Source organism: Streptomyces sp. JN8 (assembly GCF_055808075.1).
Map to the genome: position 1 here is coordinate 3,339,426 of NZ_CM147852.1, position 25,591 is coordinate 3,365,016.

Genomic DNA, 25,591 nt, shown 5'->3' on the forward strand with positions numbered 1-25,591 from the left:
TGACTATGCCCCGCCTTGACGGGGGTTGTCCGAGTGGGAGAACCGTTCCCGCAGGCGGGGGCCGCGTACCGGGCGACCGCCCGGAGGCGGGTCAGACCTCGCCCGCGGCCTTCCGGGTGTGCAACTGCCGTGCCACTTCCGCGATCGAACCCGACAGGGAGGGGTACACCGTGAAAGCATTTGCGATCTGTTCGACCGTCAGATTGTTGTCGACCGCGATCGAGATCGGATGGATCAGTTCGCTCGCCTTCGGGGCGACGACGCAGCCGCCGACCACGATGCCGGTGCCGGGGCGGCAGAAGATCTTGACGAAGCCGTCCCGGATGCCCTGCATCTTCGCGCGCGGGTTGCGCAGCAGCGGCAGCTTGACCACCTTGGCGTCGATCTTGCCCGCGTCCACGTCGGCCTGCGTGTAGCCGACGGTGGCGATCTCCGGGTCGGTGAAGACGTTCGACGAGACCGTCTTCAGGTTGAGCGGGGCCACCGCGTCGCCGAGGAAGTGGTACATGGCGATGCGGCCCTGCATCGCGGCCACCGAGGCGAGCGCGAAGACACCGGTCACGTCGCCCGCCGCGTACACGCCGGGCGCGGTCGTGCGGGAGACCTTGTCGGTCCAGATGTGACCGGAGTCCTTCAGTCGGACACCCGCCTCCTCCAGACCCATTCCGGCCGAGTTCGGGATCGCGCCGACCGCCATCAGGCAGTGCGTCCCGGAGATGACCCGGCCGTCCGCCAGGGTGACCTCGACCCGGTCGCCGACCCGCTTCGCGGACTCGGCACGGGAGCGGGCCATGACGTTCATGCCGCGGCGGCGGAACACGTCCTCCAGGACGGCGGCGGCGTCCGGGTCCTCGCCGGGCAGCACCCGGTCACGCGAGGAGACCAGGGTGACCCGGGAGCCGAGGGCCTGGTAGGCGCCGGCGAACTCGGCACCCGTCACACCGGAGCCGACCACGATGAGCTCCTCCGGGAGCTCCTTGAGGTCGTACACCTGCGTCCAGTTCAGGATGCGCTCGCCGTCCGGCTTGGCGTCCGGCACCTCGCGCGGGTGGCCGCCGGTCGCGATCAGCACGGCGTCCGCGGTCAGCGTCTCCTCGGTGCCGTCGGCGGCCGTGACGACCACCTGGCGGGAGCCGTCCATCGCCTGCCGGCCGGAGAGCCGCCCGCGCCCCCGCAGCACCCGGGCGCCGGCCCGGGTGACGGAGGCGGTGATGTCGTGCGACTGGGCCAGGGCCAGCCGCTTCACCCGTCGGTTGACCTTGCCGAGGTCCACGCCCACGACCCGGGCGGCCTGCTCGACGTGCGGGGTGTCGTCCGCGACGATGATGCCGAGCTCCTCGTACGAGGAGTCGAAGGTGGTCATCACCTCGGCGGTGGCGATCAGGGTCTTGGAGGGGACGCAGTCGGTCAGGACGGACGCGCCGCCGAGGCCGTCGCAGTCGACGACGGTCACCTCCGCGCCGAGTTGGGCGCCCACCAGGGCCGCCTCGTATCCGCCGGGTCCGCCGCCGATGATCACGATCCGGGTCACTGGGATCTACGCCTCGCGCTCTCGTTCTGCCGGGGGGTCCCCCCGCTGGGATGCAGTGCGTACGCCATTGTCCCGCACGCTTCAAGTGCGTACCCCATTCTCCCGCACGCCCGGCGCGGCCTCACGCCGGGTCCTCCGTAGGGGTGGACGCCCCCGCGGACCTGCCCCGCGGCCGTCACCTCGGCGTTCTCCGGTCACCCCGCCCCCTCCCGTACCCTCGGTCCCATGTCGCTCTACGCCGCTTTCGCCGGCAACCTCGACGCGCGGCTCATGAGCCGCCGCGCACCGCACTCCCCGCTGCGCGGCACCGGCTGGCTCACCGGCTGGCGGCTCACCTTCGGCGGCGAGCAGATGGGCTGGGACGGCGCGCTGGCCACCATCGTCGAGGCCCCGCGCTCCCAGGTCTTCGTGGCGCTGTACGACATCGCGCCGATGGACGAGGAGTCCATGGACCGCTGGGAGGGCGTCGGGCTCGACATCTACCGCCGCATGCGCGTCCGGGTGCACACCCTGGACGGCGAGGAGCCGGCCTGGGTCTACGTCCTGAACGCCTACGAGGGCGGGCTGCCGTCGGCCCGCTACCTGGGCGAGGTGGCCGACGCGGCCGAGTCGGCGGGCGCTCCGCACGACTACGTGATGGAGTTGCGCAAGCGTCCCTGCTGACGCCGGCGCGGAGCCGGCCGGGGGTGTGGGAACCGCCGAGGCAGGGAGGTGACTCTTCCGCTGCGTCGTTCGTCGGAAACGACAAGACAACGATCGCATGTCCGTCGGCATCGTCATCTACGCGCGTAGGCAATCTCCGGCTACGCTTCTGCGCGTATCAAATCCGTCCGGGGCCCGCCTCGGACCCCCCTCCCCGAGGCGAGAGAGTCAGTGAACGCAACTGCCACCCCGTACGAGGCCGCCGAGGCCGCTGCCGCACGTCTTCGCGAGCTGACCGGAGTCGAGAACCACGACGTCGCCCTGGTCATGGGCTCGGGCTGGGCGCCCGCCGTCGACGCCCTCGGCGCCCCCGAGGCCGAGTTCCCGGTGACCGACCTCCCCGGCTTCCCGCCGCCCGCCGTCGAGGGCCACGGCGGCAAGGTCCGCTCGTACAAGATCGGCGCCAAGCGCGCGCTCGTCTTCCTCGGCCGCACCCACTTCTACGAGGGCCGCGGCGTCGCCTCCGTCGCCCACGGCGTCCGCACCGCGGTCGCCGCCGGCTGCAAGACGGTCATCCTGACCAACGGCTGCGGCGGCCTGCGCGAGGGCATGCGCCCCGGCCAGCCGGTCCTCATCAGCGACCACCTCAACCTGACGGCCGCCTCCCCGATCGTCGGCGCGAACTTCGTGGACCTCACCGACCTGTACTCGCCGCGGCTGCGCGCGCTGTGCAAGGAGGTCGACGAGACCCTCGAAGAGGGCGTCTACGTGCAGTTCCCCGGCCCGCACTACGAGACCCCGGCCGAGATCAACATGGTCCGCGTGCTCGGCGGCGACCTCGTCGGCATGTCCACCGTCCTGGAGGCCATCGCCGCCCGCGAGGCGGGCGCCGAGGTCCTCGGCATCTCCCTGGTCACCAACCTGGCGGCGGGGCTCTCGGGCGAGCCGCTGAACCACGAAGAGGTCCTTCAGGCGGGTCGCGACTCGGCCGCGCGGATGGGCGAGCTGCTGACGCGGGTCCTCGACCGGATCTGAGTTCCCGTCGCGCCCCGCCCCTTCCCGAACCGGGGGCTCCGCCCCGGACCCCGCGCCTCGGACGCCGGCGGGGCTGGATCCTCAGCCCGTCCGGCGTCCGAGGACACGCCCGGAGGGCGTACGGGGGCCCGGGGGCACGCCCCCGGTTTCGGGAAGGGGCGGGGTGGGGGAAGGCTCCGCGCAGCGGCACCCCCGCCCCACCGCCACCCCGCACCCCCCGCACCGCACCGCCCGCCCTCCGAAAGGCACACCGTGACGCAGGACGACCTCCTCACCCGGGCCCAGGCATGGCTCGCCGAGGACCCCGACCAGGAGACCCGAGAGGAGCTGGCCGCGCTGCTCGACGGCGGCGCCACCGACGAGCTCGCCGCCCGTTTCGCCGGCACCCTCCAGTTCGGCACCGCCGGCCTCCGCGGCGAGCTGGGCGCCGGCCCCATGCGGATGAACCGCTCCGTCGTCATCCGCGCCGCCGCCGGCCTCGCCGCCTACCTCAAGGCGAAGGGACAGGAAGGCGGTCTCGTGGTCGTCGGCTACGACGCCCGCTACAAGTCCGCCGACTTCGCGCGCGACACCGCCGCCGTGATGACCGGCGCCGGCCTGCGCGCCGCGCTCCTCCCCCGCCCGCTGCCGACGCCCGTCCTCGCGTACGCCATAAGGCACCTGGGCGCCGTCGCCGGCGTCGAGGTGACCGCGAGCCACAACCCGCCGCGCGACAACGGCTACAAGGTCTACCTGGGCGACGGCTCGCAGATCGTGCCGCCGGCCGACGCGGAGATCGCCGCCGAGATCGCCGCCGTCCGCTCGCTGCACGACGTGCCCCGCCCGGAGAGCGGCTGGGAGACCCTCGGCGACGAGGTCCTGAACGCCTACCTGGAGCGCACGGACGCCGTCCTGACCCCCGGCTCCCCCCGCACCGCGCGGACGGTCTACACGGCCATGCACGGCGTCGGCAAGGACGTCCTGACGGCCGCCTTCGCCCGGGCCGGCTTCCCGCCGCCCGCGCTGGTCGCCGCCCAGGCCGAGCCCGACCCGGCGTTCCCGACGGTCGCCTTCCCGAACCCGGAGGAGCCGGGCGCCATGGACCTCGCCTTCGAGGCCGCCCGCGCCGTGGACCCCGACCTGGTCATCGCCAACGACCCGGACGCCGACCGCTGCGCCGTGGCCGTGCCCGACGCGACGGTCGTGGGCGGCTGGCGCATGCTCCGCGGCGACGAGGTGGGCGCGCTGCTCGCCGCGCACCTGGTGCAGAAGGGCGCCACGGGCGTGTTCGCCGAGTCGATCGTGTCCTCCTCGCTCCTCGGCCGGATCGCCGAGGCCGCGGGCGTCGGCTACGAGGAGACGCTGACCGGCTTCAAGTGGATCGCCCGCGTCGAGGGCCTGCGGTACGGCTACGAGGAGGCGCTCGGCTACTGCGTCGACCCGGAGGGCGTCCGCGACAAGGACGGCATCACGGCGGCGCTGCTCGTGACCGAGCTGGCCTCGGTGCTCAAGGAGCAGGGCCGGACGCTGACCGACCTGCTCGACGACCTGGCGGTCGCCCACGGCCTGCACGCCACGGACCAGCTGTCGGTGCGGGTCGAGGACCTCGGCATCATCGCGAACGCCATGGCGGCGCTGCGCGAGCGGCCGCCGGTCTCGCTCGCCGGGCTGACCGTGGTGTCGGCGGAGGACCTGACGAAGGGCACGGAGTCGCTGCCCCCGACGGACGGCCTGCGCTACCACCTGGAGGGCGAGTACAAGGCCCGGGTGATCGTCCGCCCGAGCGGCACGGAGCCCAAGCTCAAGTGCTACCTGGAGGTCGTGGTGCCGGTCGCCGCGGCGGACGACCTCGCCCCGGCGCGGGCCACGGCCCACGAGGTGCTGGTGGCGATCAAGCGGGACCTGTCGGCCGCGGCCGGACTCTGATCCGGTCCGCCCGACGCGACGGCCGAGGGGCCGGTACGGAACTCCGTACCGGCCCCTCGGCCGTCCCGACCGGCGCGGGCGTCAGCCCGTCGCGAGGAGGATCACCAGGAGCAGCAGACCGGCCGCCGCGGGGCCCGCGATCTCGTACGCCCAGCGCACCCGGACCTCGCCCTGCGCGCCCGGGGCGCCGGCCCGGCGCTCGGCCAGCTCGCGGAGGTCGGCGACGGTCTGGTCGGTGGGCGCGGTGCGCGCCGCGCTGTCCCGCACGTCGGCGGTGACCGAGGTACGGCCGTGCGGGTCGTCCTGGGAGGCGCGGGAGGCCCGGCGGGCCGCCTTCTTGCGCTGGCGCAGCGAGACGGGGACGGCCCACAGCTGGTACTTGGCGCCGTCCTGGGTGAAGACCTCGCTGGAGTAGCCGGCGCGGACGTCGGCGACCGTCGACCAGGGCAGCGTGATCGACCGGAAGGGGTTGCGGATCCGGAGCCGGTCCTCGCCGGCGTACACGGCGGGCCGGATCGTGAAGGCCACGATCAGCGGCACGGCGAGGAGGAGTCCCGCGAGGGCGATCCACGGCGAGCGGCCCTCGCCGCGGAACAGCACGTCGCCGGCGAACACGAGGGCGAGTGCCACCAGGAACACCCCGCTCGCGATCCCGAGGGGCGACCGGAAGACGCGCTCGGCGGACTCGGGCCCGGCGGACTCCCGCCCGGCGGGCTGCTGCCCGGCGGCCTTCCGCGGCGCGGGCTTCTTCCCGGCGGACGGCTGGTCGGGGGTCGACTCGCGGCTCGGCTCGTGGCTGGGCTCGGGGGTCGGCTCGGGGGTCGTCATGGGGCCGATTGTGCCTCAGGGGGCCGATGGGGGCTCAGGCGCCCCGCGTGGCCACGAGATCGGCGTAGAGAATGATGTTGTCGGGGCGGTGGCCGTCGACGAGTTCGCCGCCGCAGGTGATGAGGCGCAGTTCGGGGCGGTCGGTGTCGCCGTAGACCTTGAGGGTCGGGAAGGCGTCCTTGTCGACCTGCTCCAGCTCCCTGACCCGGAAGACCGCGGTGGTGCCGTCGGCCCGGTCCACGGTGATCTCGTCGCCGATCCCGACCTCGGAGACGTTCCGGAGGACGGCGGGGCCGCGGGCGGTGTCGAAGTGGCCGATGAGGACGGCGGGGCCGGTCTGCCCGGGCGTGACGCCCTTGCCGTACCAGCCGATCCGGTCGGCGTCCGCGACCGAGGGCACCTCGACGGTGCCGTCGGCGGCGAGCCCCAGCTCCAGGACGGGTCCGGCGGGCCCGGTGTCGACCCCGGCGGCGGGGACCCGGACGCGCACGGGGAGGGAGCGGGCGAGCGGTCGGACGGGGGCGCGGCTCGCGGTCGGCGCGGGAGCCGCGGTGGCCTCGACGATCCGCGCGGGCGGGGTGGCGGGCTGCCGTCCCTGGCCGGGGGAGCAGCCGACGAGCGCGGCGAGGGCGGCGAGGGCGGTGCAGAGGAGGACGGGGGCGGTGCGGGCGGCGCGGCGGCGGTTCACGGGCGGGCTCCGGACGGACATCGGGACGGCTGCGGACGGGGCGGGGACGGGGCGGGGACGGGGTCCGGCCGGTCGCCGCGCGGGACGCGGCGACCGGCCGGGGGTGGGGTGTCGCTCCCGCTCGGGTCAAGGGCCGGGAGTCGGGTGGTGCGGGTGGGGTGTCGCTCCCGCTCGGTCGAGGGGCCGGGAGTCGGGTGGTGCGGTGAGGGAGCGGTGGTGGGGTGAGCCGGCGCTGGTGCGGGGTGGGGCATCGGTGACGCCCGGTACGCGGGAGGTCAGCCGCGGACTGCGGACCGGCGGCGCAGGACCACGAAGCCCAGACCGGCGGCGGCGAGCGAGGCTCCGGCACCGGCCGCGAGGAGGGCGGTGCCGTCGTTCCCGGTGCCGAGCTCGGCACCGGCGGCGACCGCGCCCCGGGGGATGACGGAGGTCTGGCCGGTGTTGGTGGTGATTCCGGTGCCGGTGGAGCCCGTGGTGCCGGTGGAGCCCGTGGTGCCGGAGGTGCCGGTGGTGCCGGTGGAGTCGTCGGCCGGGGTCGTCTCGGACGTGCAGCCCTTGGGCAGCTTCGGGAAGGCGTGGGTGGCGCCCTTCGCGCCCGCGCCGCCCTCGACCTGGGTGAAGAGCGACGGCGTGGCGCTCGCGGGGGCGATGATCCGGCCGACGATGCCGACGCTCTTCGGCAGCGAGGGGTGCGCCCGGTCGACCATCGCGAAGACCCGGTCCTCGCCGTTGTCGTCGACGGTGCTGAACTCCGCCAGCGGGCCCTGCCGGGTCATGAACAGCTCGGCCTTGGTGCCCGCGCCGATGTCGACGGTCCGGCTGACCGTGCACGCGCCGAGGACGACGGCGGAACCGCCGGTGGACGGCGTGGTCTGCGAGCCGCCCGCGGCGACCCGCTGCGGGGCGCCCTGCTTCGCCGAGCCGGGGACGTACGCGGCGAACTGCCCGTCCTGCTCCAGGACGACGACGGCCCGGCCGAAGGTCCAGACGGCGCGGACGCCGGTGACGTACGTGTAGCCGCGGCCCTTGCCGTTCTCGACGAGCTGGAGGCCGAAGCGGCCGTCCTTCCTGCCGAGCTGGAGGACGGTCCCGTCGGCGAGGCGGTAGGTGCCGGTCTCGGGGCCGGCGATGTTGCCGAGCCAGTTGTGGGTGGTGCCGTCCGGGTTCAGGACGAAGAACTCTCCGTTGTCCTGGCCGGCGACGGAGCGGGTGACGGCCTCCAGGACGCCGACCGGGTGGCCCCCGCGGAACAGCTCGGCACGGTGGTTCTGCGCGTTGACCTTGTAGATCCTGGCGACCGTGCCGGTCGCCAGGGTCTCCGTGCGCACGAGCGTGCCCCGCGCGGAGGTCCCGGCGGAGGTCCCGGCCTCCGGGGTCTTCGCGGCGCCCGCGCCCTGCGCGCCGCTCCCGCCGCCGGCCCCCTTGCCCTCGCCCTCGCCCGCGCCCTTGCCGGCCTCCGTGCCGTCGACCCCGTCCGGGGTGTCCGTACCGGCCTCGGCCGGGACCTCGTCGGACGGCTTGACGTCGGCGGACCGCACGCTCGACGAGGAGGCCGGTCCCGCCGCCGGACCGTCGGCGGCGAAGGCGGTGCCCGCCGCCGCGGCGGGGACGAGGGCCGCGCCCGCGACGAGGGCGGTGGCGATGGCGGTGCGAAGGGCGGTGCGCATAACGACTCCTGGAGATCAGGCAGGTGGACGAGTGAGTCGCATGCCGCTTTTTCTCAGTCCGTTCGGGGGGTTCGGCGAGGTCTGGCCGGCTGCTGGAGAAGAATCTAATGATCTTGTATTCAGGACTCGTCCGCTCCGTGTCACGGGCCCGTGACAGGGGTCGCCGGGCCCGTCCGCCGCGCGTCACCACGCCGACCGCCCGCTGTGACCTCGGGCTCTGCGGAGCGGCTCCCCTGTACAGGTCGCTACGCGCGTAGATATGCTCGACTGGTGACCATGCCCACCACTGCATCTGCAGCATCCGCATTCGCCGACGTGACCGCGTCCGACGGTGCGCTGCGCCGCTTCCTCCACGGGCTGCCCGGCGTCGACGCCGTCGGCCTGGAGGCGCGCGCCGCGTCCCTCGGCACCCGCTCGATCAAGACCACGTCCAAGGCGTACGCCATCGACCTGGCCATCTCCATGATCGACCTGACGACGCTCGAAGGCGCGGACACCCCGGGCAAGGTCCGGGCGCTCGCCGCCAAGGCCGTCCGTCCCGATCCGACCGACCGCTCGACCCCGACGACCGCCGCCGTCTGCGTCTACCCGGACATGGTGGCCACCGCCAAGGCCGCCCTCGCGGGCTCCGGCGTCAAGGTCGCCTCGGTCGCCACCGCCTTCCCGGCCGGCCGCGCCGCGCTCCCCGTGAAGCTGGCCGACACGGCGGACGCCATCGCGGCGGGCGCCGACGAGATCGACATGGTCATCGATCGCGGCGCCTTCCTGGCCGGCCGCTACCTGGAGGTCTTCGAGCAGATCGCCGCGATCAAGGCGGAGTGCGGCGACCGCGCCCGCCTCAAGGTGATCTTCGAGACCGGCGAGCTGTCCACGTACGACAACATCCGCCGCGCCTCCTGGGTCGGCATGATGGCCGGCGCGGACTTCATCAAGACCTCGACCGGCAAGGTCGCGGTCAACGCCACCCCGGCCAACACCCTGCTCATGCTGGAGGCCGTGCGCGACTTCCGCGCCCAGACCGGCGTGCAGATCGGCGTGAAGCCGGCCGGCGGCATCCGGAACACCAAGGAAGCGATCAAGTTCCTGGTCCTGGTCAACGAGACCGTGGGTGAGGACTGGCTGGACAACCACTGGTTCCGCTTCGGCGCCTCCAGCCTGCTCAACGACCTGCTGATGCAGCGCCAGAAGCTGGCGACCGGCCGTTACTCCGGCCCCGATTACGTGACGGTGGACTGATCAACATGGCATCTGCATTCGAGTACGCACCGGCGCCCGAGTCCCGGTCCGTCGTCGACATCGCCCCCAGCTACGGCCTGTTCATCGACGGCGAGTTCGTCGAGGCGGCCGACGGCAAGGTCTTCAAGACCGTCTCCCCCTCCACCGAGGAGGTCCTCTCCGAGATCGCCCAGGCGGGCGCCGAGGACGTCGACCGCGCGGTGAAGGCGGCCCGCAAGGCCTTCGAGAAGTGGTCGGCACTGCCCGGCTCCGAGCGCGCCAAGTACCTCTTCCGCATCGCCCGGATCATCCAGGAGCGCAGCCGCGAGCTGGCCGTCCTGGAGACCCTGGACAACGGCAAGCCGATCAAGGAGACGCGCGACGCGGACCTCCCGCTGGTCGCCGCCCACTTCTTCTACTACGCGGGCTGGGCCGACAAGCTCGACCACGCGGGCTACGGGGCGAACCCGAAGCCGCTGGGCGTGGCCGGCCAGGTCATCCCGTGGAACTTCCCGCTGCTCATGCTGGCGTGGAAGATCGCCCCGGCGCTCGCGACCGGCAACACGGTCGTCCTCAAGCCGGCCGAGACGACCCCGCTGACCGCCCTGTTCTTCGCGGACATCTGCCGCCAGGCGGGGCTGCCCAAGGGCGTCGTCAACATCCTCCCCGGGTACGGGGACACGGGCGCCGCACTGGTCGAGCACCCGGACGTGAACAAGGTGGCCTTCACCGGTTCGACCGCGGTCGGCAAGGCCATCGCCCGGTCCGTCGCCGGCACCGACAAGAAGGTCACCCTGGAGCTGGGCGGCAAGGGCGCGAACATCGTCTTCGACGACGCCCCGATCGACCAGGCCGTCGAGGGCATCGTCAACGGCATCTTCTTCAACCAGGGCCAGGTCTGCTGCGCGGGCTCGCGCCTCCTCGTCCAGGAGTCGATCCAGGACGAGCTGCTCGACAGCCTGAAGCGCCGTCTGAGCACCCTCCGCCTCGGCGACCCGCTGGACAAGAACACCGACATCGGTGCCATCAACTCCTCGGAGCAGCTGGCGCGGATCACCTCGCTGGTGGAGCAGGGCGAGGCGGAGGGCGCCGAGCGCTGGACCGCCGCGTGCGACATCCCCGAGGCCGGTTACTGGTTCGCCCCGACGCTCTTCACGAACGTCACCCAGGCGCACACGGTCGCCCGCGACGAGATCTTCGGCCCGGTCCTTTCGGTGCTGACCTTCCGTACGCCCGACGAGGCCGTCGCGAAGGCCAACAACAGCCAGTACGGCCTGTCCGCCGGCATCTGGTCGGAGAAGGGCTCCCGCATCCTGGCGGTCGCCAACAAGCTCCGCGCCGGTGTCGTCTGGGCCAACACGTTCAACAAGTTCGACCCGACCTCGCCGTTCGGCGGTTACAAGGAGTCGGGCTTCGGCCGCGAGGGCGGCCGTCACGGTCTGGAGGCCTACCTCGATGTCTGACGTGACCCGTCTTGGCGTCTTCAAGACCTACAAGCTGTACGTCGGGGGCAAGTTCCCCCGCTCCGAGAGCGGCCGGGTGTACGAGGTGACGGACTCCAAGGGCAAGTGGCTGGCGAACGCTCCGCTGTCCTCCCGCAAGGACGCCCGTGACGCGGTCGTCGCCGCCCGCAAGGCCTTCGGCGGCTGGGCGGGCGCGACCGCGTACAACCGCGGCCAGATCCTCTACCGCGTCGCCGAGATGCTGGAGGGCCGCCGGGACCAGTTCGTCCGCGAGGTCGCGGACGCGGAGGGCCTGTCGAAGTCGAAGGCGGCCGCGGTCGTCGACGCGGCGATCGACCGCTGGGTCTGGTACGCGGGCTGGACGGACAAGATCGCGCAGGTCGTGGGCGGTGCGAACCCGGTCGCGGGCCCGTACTTCAACCTCTCCACGCCCGAGCCGACCGGTGTCGTCACGGTCGTGGCGCCGCAGGACTCGTCCTTCCTCGGCCTGGTCTCGGTGATCGCCCCGGTGATCGCCACGGGCAACACGGCGGTCGTCATCGCCTCGGAGAAGTCGCCGCTCCCCGCCCTCTCCCTGGGCGAGGTGCTCGCCACCTCCGACCTGCCGGGCGGTGTCGTCAACATCCTCTCGGGCAAGGCCGCGGAGATGGGCCCGCACCTGGCGGCCCACCAGGACGTCAACGCGATCGACCTGACGGGCGCGACCGGGGGCGACCTCGCCCGCGACCTGGAGATCGCGGCGGCGGACAACCTGAAGCGCGTCCTGCGCCCGCGCACCGAGGACTTCGCGGAGTCCCCGGGCACGGACCGCATGACGGCGTTCCTGGAGACGAAGACCGTCTGGCACCCGACGGGTTCGCTGGGCGCGAGCGGCTCCTCGTACTAGCCGCCACCGGACCGCCTCGGCCTGCCGAGCGGTCCGGTCCGACAGGCCCCCGGGTGGTCCCGGGGGCCTGTCGTCATGCCCGGCCGCGTTCCACGAGTCCCGCCACGCCGTCGAGCACGCAGTCGAGTCCCGTCTCGAACTGCCAGGCCGCGTCGTCCTTGCGCGCGGCCCCCCGCGTGTACCGCCGGTAGGTCGGGTAGCGCCCGGTCTCCATCAGGTACGACATCTGCGGGGCGAGCCCCCGGCGCGTGTCGTCGGCGCTCTGCCAGCCCTGCTCCTCCATGTACCGGCGCAGCGCGGCCTCGGACTGCGTGGCCCCGTGGACGTAGGCGTTGACCGCCCGGAACGCGGCCATCATCGTGTCGACGTCGAGCCCGAGCCCGTCGAGTGAGGCCAGCTGGCGCTCGGCCGCCGCCATCCGGGCCGGGGTGAGCGCGAAGAGCGGCGCGGGCATGTGGGCGAGCCAGGGGTGGCGCAGCATCATCTCCCGGGTCCGCAGCGCGTACGCGCGGAGCGTCTCCCGCCAGCCGGTGACCTCGTCCGCCGGTGCCAGCTCGCCGGAGACCCGGTCGATCATGAGCGCCCACAGCTCGTCCTTGCCGTTGACGTGCCGATAGGCGGCCATGGGCGCGACGCCCAGCTCGGTGGCGACCTTCCGCATGGTCACGGCGGCGAACCCCTCGCGGTCCGCGATGCCGATCGCGACCTCGGCGATCCTCCCGGCGCTGAGGGACGCCCGCGGTGCCGCCGCGGGCCGCTCCAGGCGCTCCCACAGCGAGACGTCGTCCGTCTCTTCCTTCTTCGCCACTGGGGCCTCCCTCTCTCGCGTACAGCGTATGCCTTGTGGACGCCGTACACATCGGCGTGTACGTTGTACACCAGTCGGTGTACGCCGTACACAACGATGTTCCAGGGGGAACCCATGACCGCTCCGCTGCACCTCGCCGTGATCCAGGGCTCGACCCGCGACGGCCGCCTCGGCCCCGTCGTCGCGAACTGGCTGCTCCGCCACGCCGCCGACCGCCCGGATCTGACCACCGAGCTGATCGACCTGGCCGAGACCCCGCTGCCGACCGTCTTCCCGCACCTCGGCCAGGCCCCCGAGCGCGCCGAGGACCGCGCCCTGCTCGCCGCCGTGTCACCGCGCCTGGCCGCCGCCGACGCCTTCGTCGTGGTGACCCCCGAGTACAACCACAGCTACCCGGCCTCCCTGAAGAACGCGATCGACTGGCACCACCGCGAATGGCACGCGAAGCCCGTCGGCTTCGTCTCATACGGCGGCTTCTCCGCCGGCCTGCGCGCCGTCGAGCACCTGCGGACCGTCTTCGCCGAACTGCACGCCGTCACCATCCGCGAGACGGTCGGACTGCAGGGTGCCTGGGGGCAGTTCGACGAGAACGGCCGGGCCGTCGACCCGGCCACCGACAGCGCGGCGAAGGCGATGCTCGACCAACTCGCCTGGTGGGGCGAGGCGCTGCGGGACGCGCGCGCGAACAAGCCGTACGCGGCCTGAGCCATGACGGTTCCTCAGGCATCGTCAACGGACACCCGCATCCCCTACCTGGGCATCACCGGGCTCATGCTCGGCGTCGTCCTCGCGACCCTCGACGGCACGATCGTCGGCACCGCCCTCCCCACCATCGCGGGCGAACTCGGCGGCCTCGACCGGCTGTCCTGGGTCGTCACCGCCTACCTCCTCACCGCCGCCGTCGCCACCCCGCTCTGGGGCAAGCTCGGCGACCTCCGCGGCCGCAAGGGCGCCTACCTCTCCGCCGTCGGCGTCTTCCTCGCCGGGTCGGTCCTCTCCGGCCTCGCGCAGAGCATGGGCCAGCTCATCGCCTTCCGCGCCCTCCAGGGCATCGGCGCCGGCGGCCTGATGGTCGGCGCCTTCGCCCTCATCGGCACCCTGGTGGCCCCGAAGGACAGCGCCCGGGTCCAGGGAGTCACCGGGGCGATGCTGCCGGCCGCCTTCGCCGGCGGCCCGCTCCTCGGCGGCCTCCTCACCGACCACCTGAACTGGCGCTGGGCCTTCTACGTCAACCTGCCCGTCGGCCTCGCCGCCCTGCTGATCGTCTCGCTCCGCCTGCGCGTACGGACCCCGCGCGTCCGGGCCCGCGTCGACTGGGCGGGAGCCCTGCTGCTGACCACCGGGGTCCTCGCACTGACCCTGCTCGCCGGCTGGGCCGGCACCGCCCACGCCTGGACCTCGCCCCGGATCCTCACCCTGGGCGCGCTCGCGGTCGTGGCGCTCGCCTGGTTCGTCCGGGTCGAACGGCGGGCCGAGGAAGCCGTCATCCCGCCCCGGCTCTTCCGCACCCGCAACTTCACACTGGCGCAGATCCTGAGCCTGCTGGTCGGCGCGGGCATGATCGCCGCCCTGAACTACCTGCCGCAGTACCTGCAGTTCGCCCGCGGACAGTCGTCCACGGCGAGCGGACTGCTGCTGCTCCCGCTGATGCTCGCCATGGTCGCCGCGCAACTGGGATCGGGCCGGATCATCGCCAGGACCGGCCGCTACCGGATGTACCCGATCCTCGGCGGCGCGCTGATGACGGCGGGCGCGCTCGCCCTGCTGCTGCTCGACGTGGACACCCCCGTCGCCGTCGCCTCCGGGCTGACCGTGGTCGTCGGCGCGGGCATGGGCCTCCTCATGCAGGCCACGCTGCTCGTCACGATGTACGGCGCCGAGCCGCGCGACATGGGCGCGGCCAGCGGCACCGTCACCCTCGTGCGGACGCTCGGCGGCTCGCTCGGCGTGGCCGTCCTCGGCGCCGTGTTCACCGCGCGCCTCGACGGGGCCGACACCCGGCTGACCCCGGCACAGGCCCTGCGGCTGCCGGAGCCGGCCCGCGAGGGACTGGCGGCGGCCGTGACGAGCGGGGTGCACGGGGTGCTGCTCGGCACGGCACTGGTCGCCGCTCTGGCCTTCGCCGTGGCCTGGCTCGTACGGGACACCGCGCCGGGGCCCGGAACCGGCTCCGCTAGCCGAGCAGCCCCTGCGTCAGCGGGCCCGCCACCGGCAGATCGGCCACTGCCCCGCCCTTCGTGAGGTGGTCGGTGACCAGGTGGGTGCCGACCGGCTTGAAGTCGGCGACCTGGGTCCCCAGGCCGTTGTCGAGCGGGTCGACCCCGGTGTTGGCCAGCGGGTCGAGCTGCAGCCGGGTCAGCGGGCCGAGCCCGTGGGTGACACCGGACAGCGCGCCCGTACCGGCGGCGGCGGCGTCCGTCCTGGTCAGCGAGTCGACCGGCAGCGGAACGGGCGCCGCGGCCTGCGCCGCCGAACCGGCGCCGAGCACCGCCGCGCCCGCCGCCGTGACGCTGAGGCCTGCCGCGAGCAGGGCGCTGCGCCGGGAGCTACGGGGTTCTGCGTGACGCGCCATGAGGGTCCTTCCGAGCATTCCACGGGGTGATCGGTCGCCCACCGACAGTAGTTGAGGTGTGATGCTCGATACCAACGGGCTTCCTCGGGGGTCCCCTGCACGGGGGAATGCTTCACACTGGTGTCCCGTGAGTTCCCTAGCGATCCCGACCCGCGTCGTCCTGCTCGCGGGCCCCTCAGGCTCCGGCAAGTCGTCCCTCGCCGCCGCCGCCGGCCTCCCGGTGCTGCGCCTCGACGACTTCTACAAGGAGGCCGACGACCCGACCCTCCCCCTCGTCGAGGGGAGCGCGGACATCGACTGGGACTCCCCCGCGTCCTGGGACGCGGACACCGCCGTCGCCGCCATCGTCGAACTGTGCCGCACCGGCCGGACCGACGTCCCCGTGTACGACCTCGCCACCAGCTCCCGGGTCGACCGCGAGCGCCTGGACATCGGCCGCACGCCGCTGTTCGTGGCGGAGGGGATCTTCGCCGCCGAGATCGTGGCCCGCTGCCGCGAGCTCGACGTCCTCGCCGACGCGCTCTGCCTGCGCGGCCGCCCGTCGACGACCTTCCGCCGCCGGCTCGCCCGCGACCTGCGCGAGGGCCGCAAGTCGGTCCCGTTCCTGCTGCGGCGTGGCTGGCGCCTGATGCGCGCGGAGCGGTCCATCGTCGCCCGCCAGACGGAACTGGGCGCCCACCCCTGCGCCAGGCCGGAGGCCCTCGGCCGCCTCGCGGCAGCGGCGGCGGGCCGCCACCGCACCCCCGCCGCGGGCTGACCGCCGGAACAGCACGACGCGGGCCGTACGAGCCCCCCAGCCCGTACGACCCGCGTCGTCATCCCCGTACCCCCGTACGGTTCCCCCGTGCTCCCCCGACGGCTCCGATTCCCCCGTAGCCCCCGCGGGTTTCCCCCAGCCTTCAGGCCACCAGCTCGCCGAAGGACTCCTCCTCGTCACGGCCGAAGCTGAGCACCTCGTCCTCGCGCAGCCGCCGCAGCGACCGCCAGATGCTCGACTTCACCGTGCCGACACTGATGTCCAGGATCTCCGCGATCTCCGGATCGGTCCGGCCCTCGTAGTACCTCAGCACCAGCATCGTCCGCTGGAGCTCGGGCAGGCGGGCCAGCGCCTGCCACAGCACCGCGCGCAGCTCCGTGCCGCGCATCGCGTCCGACTCGCCCACCGTCTCCGGGAGCTCCTCGGTCGGGTACTCGTTCAGCTTGCGCCGGCGCCAGGCGCTGATGTGCAGATTGGTCATGGTGCGGCGGAGGTACCCGCCGACGGCGGCCTTGTCGCTGATCCGCTCCCAGGCGCGGTACGTGGAGAACAGCGCGCTCTGGAGCAGGTCCTCGGCCTCGAACCGGTCACCGGTGAGGTGGTAGGCGGTGGCGTACAGGGAGGCACGACGCTCCTGGACGTAGGCCGTGAACTCGGCCTCCGAACAGCTGCGCTCCCCCGTGACCTCCCCGTACGCCGCTCCCCCGTCAGCGATGGCGACCATGTACGGCGCCTTGCGCTGACGCCCGACGCTGCGAACGCACCCCCGCCCGTTCGTGACAGCGCCGGACTTCTCCGTGCTCCGCACGACGTCGTGGAGACGCGTGACAACTGCGCTTGAGGTGGTGCTGTGCAGTGCGTTCATCTCGCGCCCCCCGTCGGTTGGAGTGTGATTCGGTCCGTGTGCCAAGAATCTTGCCCATCGGACTTCATGGCGTTGTCCGCCGACTGTCACAGACGTGTCACAGGGCCCCCGCCAGAAGCGCGCCTCCCAGCGGTCGAACTCGGACGGCCCCATGCGACAGAATGGCGCCCGTGCCTTTTCTGTTGCTGATCGAGGACGACGACGCCATCCGCACGGCCCTCGAACTCTCCCTGTCCCGGCAGGGCCACCGGGTGGCCACCGCCGCGACCGGTGAGGACGGCCTCCAGCTGCTGCGCGAGCAGCGGCCGGACCTGGTCGTGCTCGACGTCATGCTGCCCGGCATCGACGGCTTCGAGGTGTGCCGGCGCATCCGCCGCACCGACCAGTTGCCGATCATCCTGCTGACCGCGCGCAGCGACGACATCGACGTGGTCGTGGGCCTGGAGTCCGGCGCCGACGACTACGTCGTGAAGCCGGTGCAGGGCCGCGTCCTCGACGCCCGGATCCGGGCCGTCCTGCGACGCGGGGAGCGGGAGTCCACGGACTCGGCGACCTATGGCTCCCTGGTGATCGACCGCTCGGCGATGACGGTGACCAAGAACGGCGAGGACCTCCAGCTCACCCCGACCGAGCTGCGGCTGCTCCTGGAGCTGAGCCGCCGGCCCGGACAGGCGCTCTCCCGGCAGCAGTTGCTCCGCCTGGTGTGGGAGCACGACTACCTCGGCGACTCGCGGCTCGTCGACGCCTGCGTGCAGCGGCTGCGCGCCAAGGTCGAGGACGTGCCGTCCTCGCCGACGCTCATCCGCACCGTGCGCGGGGTCGGCTACCGGTTGGACGTTCCTGCGTGAGCAAGGGGATCGTCACGCGGCTGCGCCTCTCCAGCCTGCGGCTGCGTCTTGTCGTCGTCTTCGCCCTGGTCGCGCTCACCGCGGCCGTCGCCGCCTCCGGCATCGCCTACTGGCTGAACCGCGAGGCGGTGCTGACCCGCACCCAGGACGGCGCGCTCAACGACTTCCGGCAGGAGATGCAGAACCGGGCGGCGACGCTGCCTCTCCGGCCCACCCAGGACGACCTGCGGCGGACGGCCGAGCAGATGGCCACCGGCAGTGCCAACTACCAGGTGCTGCTGCTCGGTGAGCGGGACGCGGGCAAGCCGATCGTCGGCGCCTCGAACCCGGACGACTTCACCCTGGCCGACGTGCCGCGCGCGCTGCGCGAGGCCGTGGACACCGAGCGCCCGGTGACGGAGGCCAACCCGTACCGGTACCACCTGTTCTGGCAGCGCACGGAGCGGAACGGCACGCCGTACCTGGTCGGCGGGACGCGGATCGACGGCGGCGGTCCCGCCGGCTACATGTTCAAGTCGCTGGCGGCGGAGAAGGCCGACCTGAACTCGCTCGCCTGGTCCCTCGGCATCGCGACCGCGCTCGCCGTGGCCGGCTCCGTCCTGCTCGCCCAGGTCGCGGCGACGACCGTGCTGCGGCCGGTGCACCGGCTCGGCGAGGCGGCCAGGCAGCTCGGCGAGGGCAAGCTCGACACCCGCCTCCGGGTCACCGGAGCCGACGAACTGTCCGACCTCACGAGGACGTTCAACAGCGCGGCCGAGTCCCTGCAGAAGAAGGTCGCGGACATGAGCGCCCGCGAGGAGTCCTCCCGGCGGTTCGTCGCCGACATGTCGCACGAGCTGCGGACCCCGCTGACCGCGCTCACCGCCGTCACGGAGGTCCTGGAGGACGAGCAGGACTCCCTCGACCCGATGATCGCCCCGGCGGTCGCCCTCGTGGTCAGCGAGACCCGGCGCCTCAACGACCTGGTCGAGAACCTCATGGAGGTCACCCGGTTCGACGCGGGCACCGCGCGCCTCGTCCTCGACGAGGTGGACATCGCCGACCAGATCACCGCCTGCATCGACGCGCGCGCCTGGCTCGACGCCGTCGACCTCGACGCCGAGCGCGGCATCGTGGCCCCGCTCGACCCGCGCCGGCTCGACGTGATCCTCGCGAACCTGATCGGGAACGCCCTGAAGCACGGCGGCTCGCCGGTCCGGGTCTCGGTGCGCACCGACGACGCCGAACTGGTCATCGCCGTACGCGACCACGGCCCCGGCATCCCCGAAGAGGTGCTGCCGCACGTCTTCGACCGCTTCTACAAGGCGAGCGCGTCCCGGCCGCGGTCCGAGGGCAGCGGCCTCGGCCTGTCGATCGCCATGGAGAACGCGCTGATCCACGGCGGTTCGATCACCGCGGCCAACTCGGTCGGCGAGGACGGGGCGGTGGACGGCGCGGTGTTCGTGCTGCGGCTGCCGCTCGACGCGTCGGGGATCACCCGCGAGGTGCAGACCCGCAGCAGCCAGGGCGAGGTGGAGGAAGCGTGAGACGCCGCACCATCGGGCGTACGGTCCTGACCGCCGGACTCGTCGCGCTCACCGCGCTGACGACCGGCTGCGGCATCAGGACCACCTCGGTCCCGGTCGACGCGGGCGCCGCCCCGTCCCGGGTCCCCTGCAGCGTGACCCAGGAGGGGGCGACGGGCTCCGCCGTGCGGGGCGTGCCGGTCCGGATCTTCCTGGTCTGCGGCTCGCAGCTGGAGGCGGTGGACCGGCGCTCCCTGCCGGAGGAGAAGGCGGGCGGCAACCCGGTGCGCACGGCGTCGGGGCTGCTGTCGCAGCTGCTCGCCGAGCCTTCGGAGAGCGAGCAGCGGGCCGGCTTCACCACCGCGGTCCGCGGTCCGCTGGTGGTGCGCGGCGGCCACCGGGGCGACCCGGCGGGCACGCTGCGGCTGAGCCGCCAGCCGGAGGACCTGGCGCCGACGGCGCTGTCGCAGCTGGTCTGCACGTTCGCGGGCAGCTCGGCGGGCGCGGGCGAGCAGACGGTGCTGCTGGGCGGGCCGGGCGCGTACGCGCCGAAGCGGTACCGGTGCACGACGGAACTCCGGGAGCGCCCGGAATCCACCCCGCCGACGGCCCCGGCCGCCCCGAACTGACACCCGGGAGGGCGGCCCGCCGCGGGCCGCCCCGGGGTCCGGGCGCGGGCCCGACGCAGCCCACGGCGGGGAGGCGCCGCGGGACGCGGGGAACCGATGGCGTCGTGAGGGGCGTCTTGGGGGGCGTGCAGCGTCAAGGTTCGGGCGGCAGTGCCGCCAAGGTCGTCCGCGTGGCAGGGCTCGTCCTCGTCCTCGCGCATCTCCTGGTCGTCGCCTGGATCAGCCTGCGCCCACGCGACGTCGCCTGGGTGACCGCGCCGAACGTCGTCCCCCTCCACGGCCTCCGGGCCGACCTCGCCCTCGGTACCGCCGAGGCCGCCCGGCTGATCGCCGAGGGGCTGCTGCTCCTCGCCCCGCTCGGCGTCCTGCTCCCCATGGCCGACGGACGGCTCCGGGTCTCCGGGTGGGCCTCCCTCGCCCGCACCACCGCCGCCGGCGCGCTCGTGTCCCTCGCCGTCGAGCTGCTGCAGACCGCCGTGCCCGGTCAGGTCGTGGACGTGGACTCGGTCCTCCTCAACACCACCGGGGTGGCGCTCGCCCATCTCCTCCTCGTCCCGGCCGGGCGCACCTGGCTGCGCCGCAGGTCGGACGACGGCCGGGCGGACTCCTCCGTGAGGACCAGCCCGGGCCGGGGTTCCGCCCTGCTGCGGAACGACGGGTCTCAGGGTGCGACCCCGACGATTCCCAGGGTCCCGATCGCCCGGTAGACCGACGTCCCCGGCGGCCCTCCGGCGGCACCATGGAGTCATCGGGAGCCCGGCAGAGAGGCCCCCGGACACCGACTCCGAAGGAGCCCACCATGGCCGCACTGACCCGCCCCCGTGACGGACGCGTGATCGGCGGAGTGTGCGCGGGCCTGGCCCGGCGCTTCGGCGTCTCCGCGAACACGATGCGTCTGATCTTCCTGGTCTCGTGCCTGCTGCCCGGACCGCAGTTCCTCGTCTACCTCGGCCTGTGGATCTTCCTGCCGGACGAGCGGAAGGCCACCACGGCCTGGTGACCGACCCACGCCACAGGGGCGCGTGCCCGGGAGACCGGGTGCGCGCCCCTTCGGCGTACGGAGAGCCGGGTACGGCCCCCGGGGTCAGCCGATCGGCAGGCCGCCCGCGCCCAGCGGCAGGCCGCCCAGGAGGCCGCCCAGCGGGGTGGCGCCGAGACCGCCGGCGGCGGCGTCGAGCGGCAGGCTCTGGGTGGCCTGGCCGGCGGCGGCCGGGAGGGTCTTGACGCCCTGGTCGACGCCCTGGCCGAGGGCGCCCTGGCCGGCACCGAGGGACTCGGCCGCGCCGTCGGGGAGCTTGGTGAGGTCGTCACCCAGCGGAACGGCCTTGGTCACCGTGCCCACAGCGTCGGTGTTGAGCGGCAGGGACGGCGCGGCGGAGGCCGTGCCGGCGGCGGCAGCGGCGAAAGCGGCACCGAGAGCGGCGACACCGAGCTTCTTGGCGGCAGACTGCTTCATCTGAAAATCTTCCTTGGGGAATCCGGGGGCTTCCGGGAAAGCCGGACGGGGAAATCCTGGGAATGCAGAGCGGCTCTGCAACCTAACCAGTGAACGATCCCGCCGCAAACACCGGAAAGCGGCCGGGTGTCGTGCTCTCCCGGCCGCTCGGTTCCTGTCGACGTACCGCCGCTCAGTCCGCCGTACGCGAAGAGTCGCTGGTCGTGGCGGTCTGCTGGAACAGCCATTCGGACTTCAGCTCGGCATATCCGGGCTTGATGACCTCGTTGATCATGGCCAGGCGTTCATCGAAAGGAATGAACGCTGATTTCATCGCATTGACCGTGAACCACTGCATGTCGTCGAGCGTGTAATCGAACGCCTCGGTCAGCAGCTCGAATTCCCGGCTCATGCTCGTCCCGCTCATGAGGCGGTTGTCGGTGTTGACCGTGGCCCGGAAGTGCAGCGTGCGGAGCAGCCCGATGGGGTGCTCCGCGAACGACGCCGCCGCGCCCGTCTGGAGGTTGGAGGAGGGGCACATCTCCAGCGGGATCCGCTTGTCCCGGACGTAGGCGGCGAGCCGGCCGAGGGTCACCGAGCCGTCGTCGGCCACCTCGATGTCGTCGATGATCCGGACGCCGTGCCCGAGCCGGTCGGCGCCGCACCACTGGAGCGCCTGCCAGATGGAGGGCAGCCCGAAGGCCTCGCCCGCGTGGATCGTGAAGTGGTTGTTCTCCCGCTTGAGGTACTCGAAGGCGTCCAGGTGCCGGGTGGGCGGGAAGCCGGCCTCGGCGCCCGCGATGTCGAAGCCGACGACGCCGGAGTCGCGGTAGCGGTTGGCCAGCTCGGCGATCTCCAGGGCGCGGGCCGCGTGCCGCATCGCGGTGAGCAGGGCGCCGACCCGGATGCGGTGCCCGTTCGCCCTGGCCTGCCGCTCGCCCTCGCGGAAGCCCTCGTTGACGGCCTCGACGACCTCCTCCAGGGTGAGGCCGGCCTCCAGGTGCTGCTCGGGGGCGTAGCGCACCTCGGCGTAGACGACACCGTCCTCGGCGAGGTCGACGGCGCACTCGGCGGCGACGCGGAAGAGGGCGTCACGGGTCTGCATGACGGCGCAGGTGTGCGCGAAGGTCTCCAGGTACCGCTCCAGGGAACCGGAGTCGGCGGCTTCGCGGAACCAGATGCCGAGCTTGTCGGGCTCCGTCTCGGGGAGCTGCTGATAGCCCTGCTCCCGGGCGAGTTCGATGATCGTGCCGGGGCGCAGTCCACCGTCGAGGTGGTCGTGGAGCAGCACCTTCGGGGCACGGCGGATCTGGTCCGCGGTGGGGACGCTGGGGGTCTGGCTCGTCATTTCCGCATGCTAGCCCCTACGCGCGTAGAAGGCGCCTCGTGGCACGGAATCCACCACCGGCCGCCTCCGGCCCGGGCGGATATCGCGAGGCCCGGCCGGCCGGCGGCTCCTAGGGTGTCGGGATGACCGCCCGACCGCAGGACCCCGAACTGGCGCGCATCCACGCCTCCTTCTCCGGCTTCCACCGCCGCCAGGCGGACCGGCTCGTCGAGTTCCCGGGCGGATTCGCCGCGCTCGACGACCGGTACACGCACTCCCGCGGCAACAACCACCTGGTGGTCGACGGCCCGGCCGGCCCGCCGGCCCTGCCGGCGCTGGCCGACGAACTGCTCGGCCACCTGCCGTACCGGCTCGTGTACGTCGTCGACGACGAGGTCGCGGCCGCGAGCCGGGGCCCGCTGGAGGACGCCGGCTACACCGCCTCGCGCACCCTCCTCATGCGGCACGAGGGCCCCGTCCCGGCACACGGCGGGGCCCGGCAGGTGGGCATCGAGGAACTCCGCGGGCCGGCCTCGACGGCCTGGCGCCGGTTCGCCCCCGGGGTGTCCGACGAGGAGGTCCACCACCTCGTGGAGCGCCGGCTGGCCCGGCTGGGGGCCGCGGACGACGTACGGTTCCTGGCCGTGCACACCGAGGACGGCGAGGTGGCCTCGTGGGTCGACCTGTACCTCGACCCGGCGGCCGGCACCGCCCGCATCGAGGACCTCGTCACCGCCGAGACCCACCTCGGCCAGGGCCACGCCGGCCGCGTCCTCGACACGGCACTGCACCTGGCGGCCGAAGCGGGCTGCGACCTCCGCTTCCTGAGCGCCAACGAGTCCAAGTGGCCCCACCGCTGGTACGGCCGAAGGGGCTTCACCGTCGCCGACACCGTCCACGTCTTCGCGAGGGACTGACCGCGCGGAACCCCGCTCACCGATTCACGCGAAGGACCAACGCGAGGCGGTGCTGAAGGCGTTGGCGGAGTACGCGTCCGGGGCCGTTGCCGTGTTCGATGTCGACTTCGGGCATACCGACCCGCAGCTGGTGCTTCCCTGCGGTGGGGCCGTCCGTGTCGACGGGCCCGCGCGGCGGATCAGCGTGACCTACTGAATCCGGCCGAACGGCGGTGCCGCGCCGGGCGATACGCAACAGAGACCGCGCGTACCACTGGCGTACACCTCTCCTTCTGAGACTGTTCTGTCATGGCGCACTTCGCACTCGTGGGGCCGCCCGACGGCCGGAGACCCCGGCTCGGTCGGCCCGTTGGAGGTTCCCGCACGTCCGAGGCGGTGGGCGGGGTGGTGCTGCTCCTCCCCGACGGCGATCCGGTGTCGGGGCGGCGGGCCTCCGCGCGGGCGCACGCGGCGCTGCTGCCGCTCGGGCGCTCGCTGGTCCGGGCGGGCCGGACCGAGGGACTCGTCGCCCATGTGGTGCGCTACCGGGGGCGCGGCTGGAACGGCGCCGACGCGAACCTCGCCGCCGACGCCTCCTGGGCCGTCGCGGAGGCCGTACGGCGCTACGGCGACGTCCCGGTCTGCCTCGTCGGCCACGGCCTCGGCGGCCGGGCGGCGCTGCGGGCCGCCGGGCACGGCGCGGTCGGCGCGGTCCTCGCGCTCGCCCCCTGGCTCCCGGAGGACGACGTGGCGGCGGAGCCGGAGGACGTGCGGCAGCTGGCGGGGCGCCGGGTGCTGCTCGTACACGGCACGAACGACGCCCGCACCGACCCTGAGCTGTCGTTCCGGTACGCCGAGCGGGCCAAGAAGGCGAACCGCGACACCTGCCGGTTCGAGGTGCACTCGGACGGCCACGCGCTGCGGCAGTACGCGGAGGAGGTCCGGGCGCTCGCGGCCGACTTCGTCCTCGGCGCGCTCTTCGCACGGCCGGTCGCCCGGCCGGTGACCGACGCGATGGCCGCTCCCCCGCCGCTCGGTCTGCGGATGCCGCTCGCGGCGGGCTTCGGCGGTTCACTCCGCAGGTGAGGGCTGCGCCGCGCCGGGATCCGCGGGCAGCAGGGGCGCCGCGGGCTCCTTGGGCAGGAGGTGGCCGCGCCGGCCGAGGAGGAACTTCTTGAAGGCGGACACCGGGGCGGTGTCGGGGTGCCCGTCCAGCCAGGCGACGCCGATCTCGCGGACCGCCCGCGGTGCGGTGACGGTGAGTTCGACGACGCCCGGGCGCGGCACGGCGGGCGGCGGCAGCAGGGCGACGCCGAGGCCCGCGGCGACCAGGCCGCGGAGCGTCTCGGCCTCCTCGCCCTCGAAGGCGATCCGGGGCTTGAAGCCGGCTTCGGCGCACAGGTCGTCGGTGATGCGGCGGAGCCCGTACCCCGGCTCCAGGGTCACGAAGGTCTCGTCGGCGGCCTCGGCGAGGCGGACCCGCTTGCGGCCCGCGAGCCGGTGGTCGTCGGGGACGACGAGCCGGAGCCGCTGCTCGTCGAGGCGCCGCGCGACGAGGTCGGGCGCGTCCGGCACCGGGGAGGTCAGGCAGAGGTCGAGGTCGCCGGCGCGAAGGCGTTCGATCATGGCCTCGCCGTAGTTCTGCACGAGGGTGAAGCGGATCCCCGGGTGGTCGACGCGGAAGGCTCGGATGAGACCGGGGACGGTCTCGGAGCCCATCGTGTGGAGGAAGCCGAAGGCGACCCGGCCCGCGGTGGGGTCGGCGTCCGCCCGTACGGTGTCGGCGGCCCGCTCCACCTCGGCGAGGGCCCGCTCCGCGGCGCCGAGGAAGCGGCGCCCGGCGGGGGTGAGGGAGACCGTGCGGCCGCGGCGGGCGAACAGGGTGACGCCGAGGTCCTGTTCGAGCCTGACCATCGCCCGGGAGAGCGTGGACTGCGGGACGCCCATCTCGGCCGCGGCCCTGGTCACGTGCTCGTGCCGGGCCACGGCGGCGAAGTACGCGAGCCGCGGCGCGAGGAGCATTCCCATGTCTTCTTCGTTACTGTTCGGTGACAGCCGAGGCTGTGACCTGTACTCATGCGCCATGGGA

The 25,591-nt window shown here is 73.4% G+C and carries 26 protein-coding genes and 1 pseudogene; 17 read left to right on the plus strand and 10 right to left on the minus strand.

The window, feature by feature from the left end; genetic code table 11:
• Positions 1-91 precede the first annotated feature (91 nt).
• Entirely contained in the window at positions 92-1,531 is a 1,440-nt protein-coding gene (locus tag ACY0MR_RS14350; RefSeq protein ID WP_361858660.1) for an NAD(P)H-quinone dehydrogenase, read from the minus strand.
• 225 nt (positions 1,532-1,756) lie between these two features.
• Here ACY0MR_RS14350 and ACY0MR_RS14355 point away from each other — a divergent pair, with 225 nt between their 5' ends.
• The 3 genes from ACY0MR_RS14355 to ACY0MR_RS14365 all read left to right on the plus strand — a co-directional run bounded on the left by ACY0MR_RS14355 (position 1,757) and on the right by ACY0MR_RS14365 (position 5,113).
• The gene (locus ACY0MR_RS14355; RefSeq protein WP_361858657.1) at positions 1,757-2,194 is read left to right on the plus strand and encodes a gamma-glutamylcyclotransferase family protein; all 438 of its coding nucleotides are present in this window, start codon (positions 1,757-1,759) and stop codon (positions 2,192-2,194) included.
• 210 nt (positions 2,195-2,404) lie between these two features.
• The gene (locus tag ACY0MR_RS14360) at positions 2,405-3,208 is read left to right on the plus strand and encodes a purine-nucleoside phosphorylase (RefSeq protein WP_073809616.1); all 804 of its coding nucleotides are present in this window, start codon (positions 2,405-2,407) and stop codon (positions 3,206-3,208) included.
• A gap of 252 nt (positions 3,209-3,460) precedes the next feature.
• A complete protein-coding gene (locus ACY0MR_RS14365) occupies positions 3,461-5,113 on the plus strand; it encodes a phospho-sugar mutase (RefSeq protein ID WP_388792951.1) in 1,653 nt (550 codons plus the stop codon).
• Between the two features lie 81 nt (positions 5,114-5,194).
• Here ACY0MR_RS14365 and ACY0MR_RS14370 read toward each other — a convergent pair whose 3' ends face one another.
• From ACY0MR_RS14370 to ACY0MR_RS14380, 3 genes are all read right to left on the minus strand, one after another.
• The gene (locus ACY0MR_RS14370) at positions 5,195-5,941 is read right to left on the minus strand and encodes a PH domain-containing protein (RefSeq protein ID WP_404079283.1); all 747 of its coding nucleotides are present in this window, start codon (positions 5,939-5,941) and stop codon (positions 5,195-5,197) included.
• A 34-nt stretch (positions 5,942-5,975) separates the two neighbouring features.
• Complete coding sequence (locus ACY0MR_RS14375) at positions 5,976-6,650, minus strand: class F sortase (RefSeq protein ID WP_473561027.1); 675 nt, start codon at positions 6,648-6,650, stop codon at positions 5,976-5,978.
• A 254-nt stretch (positions 6,651-6,904) separates the two neighbouring features.
• Positions 6,905-8,296 (minus strand): hypothetical protein, encoded by a 1,392-nt coding sequence (locus tag ACY0MR_RS14380; protein ID WP_473561029.1) that lies wholly within the window; start codon positions 8,294-8,296, stop codon positions 6,905-6,907.
• 276 nt (positions 8,297-8,572) lie between these two features.
• Between ACY0MR_RS14380 and deoC the strand changes: the two genes are divergently transcribed.
• From deoC to ACY0MR_RS14395, 3 genes are read left to right on the plus strand one after another with little or no spacing between them, the layout of a single operon-like run.
• Complete coding sequence (gene deoC / locus ACY0MR_RS14385) at positions 8,573-9,532, plus strand: deoxyribose-phosphate aldolase (protein WP_473561790.1); 960 nt, start codon at positions 8,573-8,575, stop codon at positions 9,530-9,532.
• Positions 9,533-9,537: 5 nt separating this feature from the next.
• A complete protein-coding gene (locus tag ACY0MR_RS14390; protein ID WP_361849399.1) occupies positions 9,538-10,974 on the plus strand; it encodes an aldehyde dehydrogenase family protein in 1,437 nt (478 codons plus the stop codon).
• Entirely contained in the window at positions 10,967-11,860 is an 894-nt protein-coding gene (locus tag ACY0MR_RS14395) for an aldehyde dehydrogenase family protein (RefSeq protein WP_073910139.1), read from the plus strand. Before ACY0MR_RS14390 ends, ACY0MR_RS14395 begins: the two co-directional genes overlap by 8 nt.
• Positions 11,861-11,933: 73 nt before the next feature.
• Here the strand turns inward: ACY0MR_RS14395 and ACY0MR_RS14400 are convergent, their stop codons facing one another.
• Complete coding sequence (locus ACY0MR_RS14400; RefSeq protein WP_383303258.1) at positions 11,934-12,668, minus strand: TetR/AcrR family transcriptional regulator; 735 nt, start codon at positions 12,666-12,668, stop codon at positions 11,934-11,936.
• A gap of 114 nt (positions 12,669-12,782) precedes the next feature.
• On the opposite strand from ACY0MR_RS14400, the gene ACY0MR_RS14405 reads away from it, so the two are divergent.
• Positions 12,783-13,373 carry an NADPH-dependent FMN reductase gene (locus ACY0MR_RS14405; RefSeq protein WP_473561032.1) on the plus strand — a complete coding sequence of 197 codons (591 nt, stop codon included), beginning with the start codon at positions 12,783-12,785 and terminating at the stop codon, positions 13,371-13,373.
• A gap of 3 nt (positions 13,374-13,376) precedes the next feature.
• Positions 13,377-14,909, plus strand: a complete 1,533-nt coding sequence (locus tag ACY0MR_RS14410; protein ID WP_473561034.1) for an MDR family MFS transporter — start codon at positions 13,377-13,379, stop codon at positions 14,907-14,909.
• Here the strand turns inward: ACY0MR_RS14410 and ACY0MR_RS14415 are convergent.
• Positions 14,842-15,240, minus strand: coding sequence for a hypothetical protein (locus ACY0MR_RS14415; protein WP_473561036.1), 399 nt, complete (start codon positions 15,238-15,240; stop codon positions 14,842-14,844). The genes ACY0MR_RS14410 and ACY0MR_RS14415 overlap by 68 nt on opposite strands.
• A gap of 61 nt (positions 15,241-15,301) precedes the next feature.
• On the opposite strand from ACY0MR_RS14415, the gene ACY0MR_RS14420 reads away from it, so the two are divergent.
• Complete coding sequence (locus tag ACY0MR_RS14420) at positions 15,302-15,997, plus strand: uridine kinase family protein (RefSeq protein ID WP_404079296.1); 696 nt, start codon at positions 15,302-15,304, stop codon at positions 15,995-15,997.
• Positions 15,998-16,139: 142 nt separating this feature from the next.
• Here ACY0MR_RS14420 and ACY0MR_RS14425 read toward each other — a convergent pair whose 3' ends face one another.
• The gene (locus ACY0MR_RS14425; RefSeq protein WP_148005899.1) at positions 16,140-16,862 is read right to left on the minus strand and encodes a SigE family RNA polymerase sigma factor; all 723 of its coding nucleotides are present in this window, start codon (positions 16,860-16,862) and stop codon (positions 16,140-16,142) included.
• Between the two features lie 170 nt (positions 16,863-17,032).
• Here ACY0MR_RS14425 and afsQ1 point away from each other — a divergent pair, with 170 nt between their 5' ends.
• From afsQ1 to ACY0MR_RS14450, 5 genes are all read left to right on the plus strand, one after another.
• The gene (afsQ1, locus tag ACY0MR_RS14430) at positions 17,033-17,710 is read left to right on the plus strand and encodes a two-component system response regulator AfsQ1 (RefSeq protein WP_017239746.1); all 678 of its coding nucleotides are present in this window, start codon (positions 17,033-17,035) and stop codon (positions 17,708-17,710) included.
• Complete coding sequence (locus ACY0MR_RS14435; protein ID WP_473561040.1) at positions 17,707-19,236, plus strand: ATP-binding protein; 1,530 nt, start codon at positions 17,707-17,709, stop codon at positions 19,234-19,236. The genes afsQ1 and ACY0MR_RS14435 overlap by 4 nt, the downstream gene beginning before the upstream one ends.
• A complete protein-coding gene (locus tag ACY0MR_RS14440) occupies positions 19,233-19,844 on the plus strand; it encodes a hypothetical protein (protein WP_404079300.1) in 612 nt (203 codons plus the stop codon). Before ACY0MR_RS14435 ends, ACY0MR_RS14440 begins: the two co-directional genes overlap by 4 nt.
• A gap of 170 nt (positions 19,845-20,014) precedes the next feature.
• On the plus strand, positions 20,015-20,551 hold the full coding sequence (locus tag ACY0MR_RS14445; protein ID WP_361849411.1) for a VanZ family protein: 537 nt from the start codon (positions 20,015-20,017) through the stop codon (positions 20,549-20,551).
• 92 nt (positions 20,552-20,643) lie between these two features.
• The gene (locus tag ACY0MR_RS14450; protein WP_404079302.1) at positions 20,644-20,844 is read left to right on the plus strand and encodes a PspC domain-containing protein; all 201 of its coding nucleotides are present in this window, start codon (positions 20,644-20,646) and stop codon (positions 20,842-20,844) included.
• 84 nt (positions 20,845-20,928) lie between these two features.
• Here ACY0MR_RS14450 and ACY0MR_RS14455 read toward each other — a convergent pair whose 3' ends face one another.
• Positions 20,929-21,300: a hypothetical protein gene (locus tag ACY0MR_RS14455; RefSeq protein ID WP_361849413.1), complete on the minus strand. Its 372-nt coding sequence runs from the start codon at positions 21,298-21,300 to the stop codon at positions 20,929-20,931.
• 172 nt (positions 21,301-21,472) lie between these two features.
• On the minus strand, positions 21,473-22,627 hold the full coding sequence (locus ACY0MR_RS14460) for an adenosine deaminase (RefSeq protein WP_388792926.1): 1,155 nt from the start codon (positions 22,625-22,627) through the stop codon (positions 21,473-21,475).
• Positions 22,628-22,749: 122 nt separating this feature from the next.
• On the opposite strand from ACY0MR_RS14460, the gene ACY0MR_RS14465 reads away from it, so the two are divergent.
• From ACY0MR_RS14465 to ACY0MR_RS14475, 3 genes and pseudogenes are all read left to right on the plus strand, one after another.
• On the plus strand, positions 22,750-23,523 hold the full coding sequence (locus ACY0MR_RS14465) for a GNAT family N-acetyltransferase (RefSeq protein ID WP_473561043.1): 774 nt from the start codon (positions 22,750-22,752) through the stop codon (positions 23,521-23,523).
• 25 nt (positions 23,524-23,548) lie between these two features.
• Positions 23,549-23,719, plus strand: a pseudogene (locus tag ACY0MR_RS14470) (LD-carboxypeptidase); the annotation flags it as partial.
• 92 nt (positions 23,720-23,811) lie between these two features.
• Positions 23,812-24,588, plus strand: a complete 777-nt coding sequence (locus ACY0MR_RS14475) for an alpha/beta hydrolase (protein ID WP_361849419.1) — start codon at positions 23,812-23,814, stop codon at positions 24,586-24,588.
• Here ACY0MR_RS14475 and ACY0MR_RS14480 read toward each other — a convergent pair.
• Positions 24,574-25,587, minus strand: a complete 1,014-nt coding sequence (locus tag ACY0MR_RS14480) for a LysR family transcriptional regulator (protein ID WP_473561045.1) — start codon at positions 25,585-25,587, stop codon at positions 24,574-24,576. The genes ACY0MR_RS14475 and ACY0MR_RS14480 overlap by 15 nt on opposite strands.
• Positions 25,588-25,591: the final 4 nt, after the last annotated feature.

Excerpts from the sequence above, each read along its gene's own strand:
- ACY0MR_RS14355 (WP_361858657.1), top strand. The coding sequence starts at position 1,757 with ATGTCGCTCTACGCCGCTTTCGCCGGCAACCTCGACGCGCGGCTCATG.
- ACY0MR_RS14370 (WP_404079283.1), bottom strand. The coding sequence starts at position 5,941 with ATGACGACCCCCGAGCCGACCCCCGAGCCCAGCCACGAGCCGAGCCGC.
- ACY0MR_RS14375 (WP_473561027.1), bottom strand. The coding sequence starts at position 6,650 with ATGTCCGTCCGGAGCCCGCCCGTGAACCGCCGCCGCGCCGCCCGCACC.
- ACY0MR_RS14380 (WP_473561029.1), bottom strand. The coding sequence starts at position 8,296 with ATGCGCACCGCCCTTCGCACCGCCATCGCCACCGCCCTCGTCGCGGGC.
- deoC (WP_473561790.1), top strand. The coding sequence starts at position 8,573 with ATGCCCACCACTGCATCTGCAGCATCCGCATTCGCCGACGTGACCGCG.
- ACY0MR_RS14390 (WP_361849399.1), top strand. The coding sequence starts at position 9,538 with ATGGCATCTGCATTCGAGTACGCACCGGCGCCCGAGTCCCGGTCCGTC.
- ACY0MR_RS14395 (WP_073910139.1), top strand. The coding sequence starts at position 10,967 with ATGTCTGACGTGACCCGTCTTGGCGTCTTCAAGACCTACAAGCTGTAC.
- ACY0MR_RS14405 (WP_473561032.1), top strand. The coding sequence starts at position 12,783 with ATGACCGCTCCGCTGCACCTCGCCGTGATCCAGGGCTCGACCCGCGAC.
- ACY0MR_RS14410 (WP_473561034.1), top strand. The coding sequence starts at position 13,377 with ATGACGGTTCCTCAGGCATCGTCAACGGACACCCGCATCCCCTACCTG.
- ACY0MR_RS14415 (WP_473561036.1), bottom strand. The coding sequence starts at position 15,240 with ATGGCGCGTCACGCAGAACCCCGTAGCTCCCGGCGCAGCGCCCTGCTC.
- ACY0MR_RS14420 (WP_404079296.1), top strand. The coding sequence starts at position 15,302 with ATGCTCGATACCAACGGGCTTCCTCGGGGGTCCCCTGCACGGGGGAAT.
- ACY0MR_RS14425 (WP_148005899.1), bottom strand. The coding sequence starts at position 16,862 with ATGAACGCACTGCACAGCACCACCTCAAGCGCAGTTGTCACGCGTCTC.
- ACY0MR_RS14450 (WP_404079302.1), top strand. The coding sequence starts at position 20,644 with ATGGCCGCACTGACCCGCCCCCGTGACGGACGCGTGATCGGCGGAGTG.
- ACY0MR_RS14455 (WP_361849413.1), bottom strand. The coding sequence starts at position 21,300 with ATGAAGCAGTCTGCCGCCAAGAAGCTCGGTGTCGCCGCTCTCGGTGCC.
- ACY0MR_RS14460 (WP_388792926.1), bottom strand. The coding sequence starts at position 22,627 with ATGACGAGCCAGACCCCCAGCGTCCCCACCGCGGACCAGATCCGCCGT.
- ACY0MR_RS14465 (WP_473561043.1), top strand. The coding sequence starts at position 22,750 with ATGACCGCCCGACCGCAGGACCCCGAACTGGCGCGCATCCACGCCTCC.
- ACY0MR_RS14475 (WP_361849419.1), top strand. The coding sequence starts at position 23,812 with ATGGCGCACTTCGCACTCGTGGGGCCGCCCGACGGCCGGAGACCCCGG.
- ACY0MR_RS14480 (WP_473561045.1), bottom strand. The coding sequence starts at position 25,587 with ATGGCGCATGAGTACAGGTCACAGCCTCGGCTGTCACCGAACAGTAAC.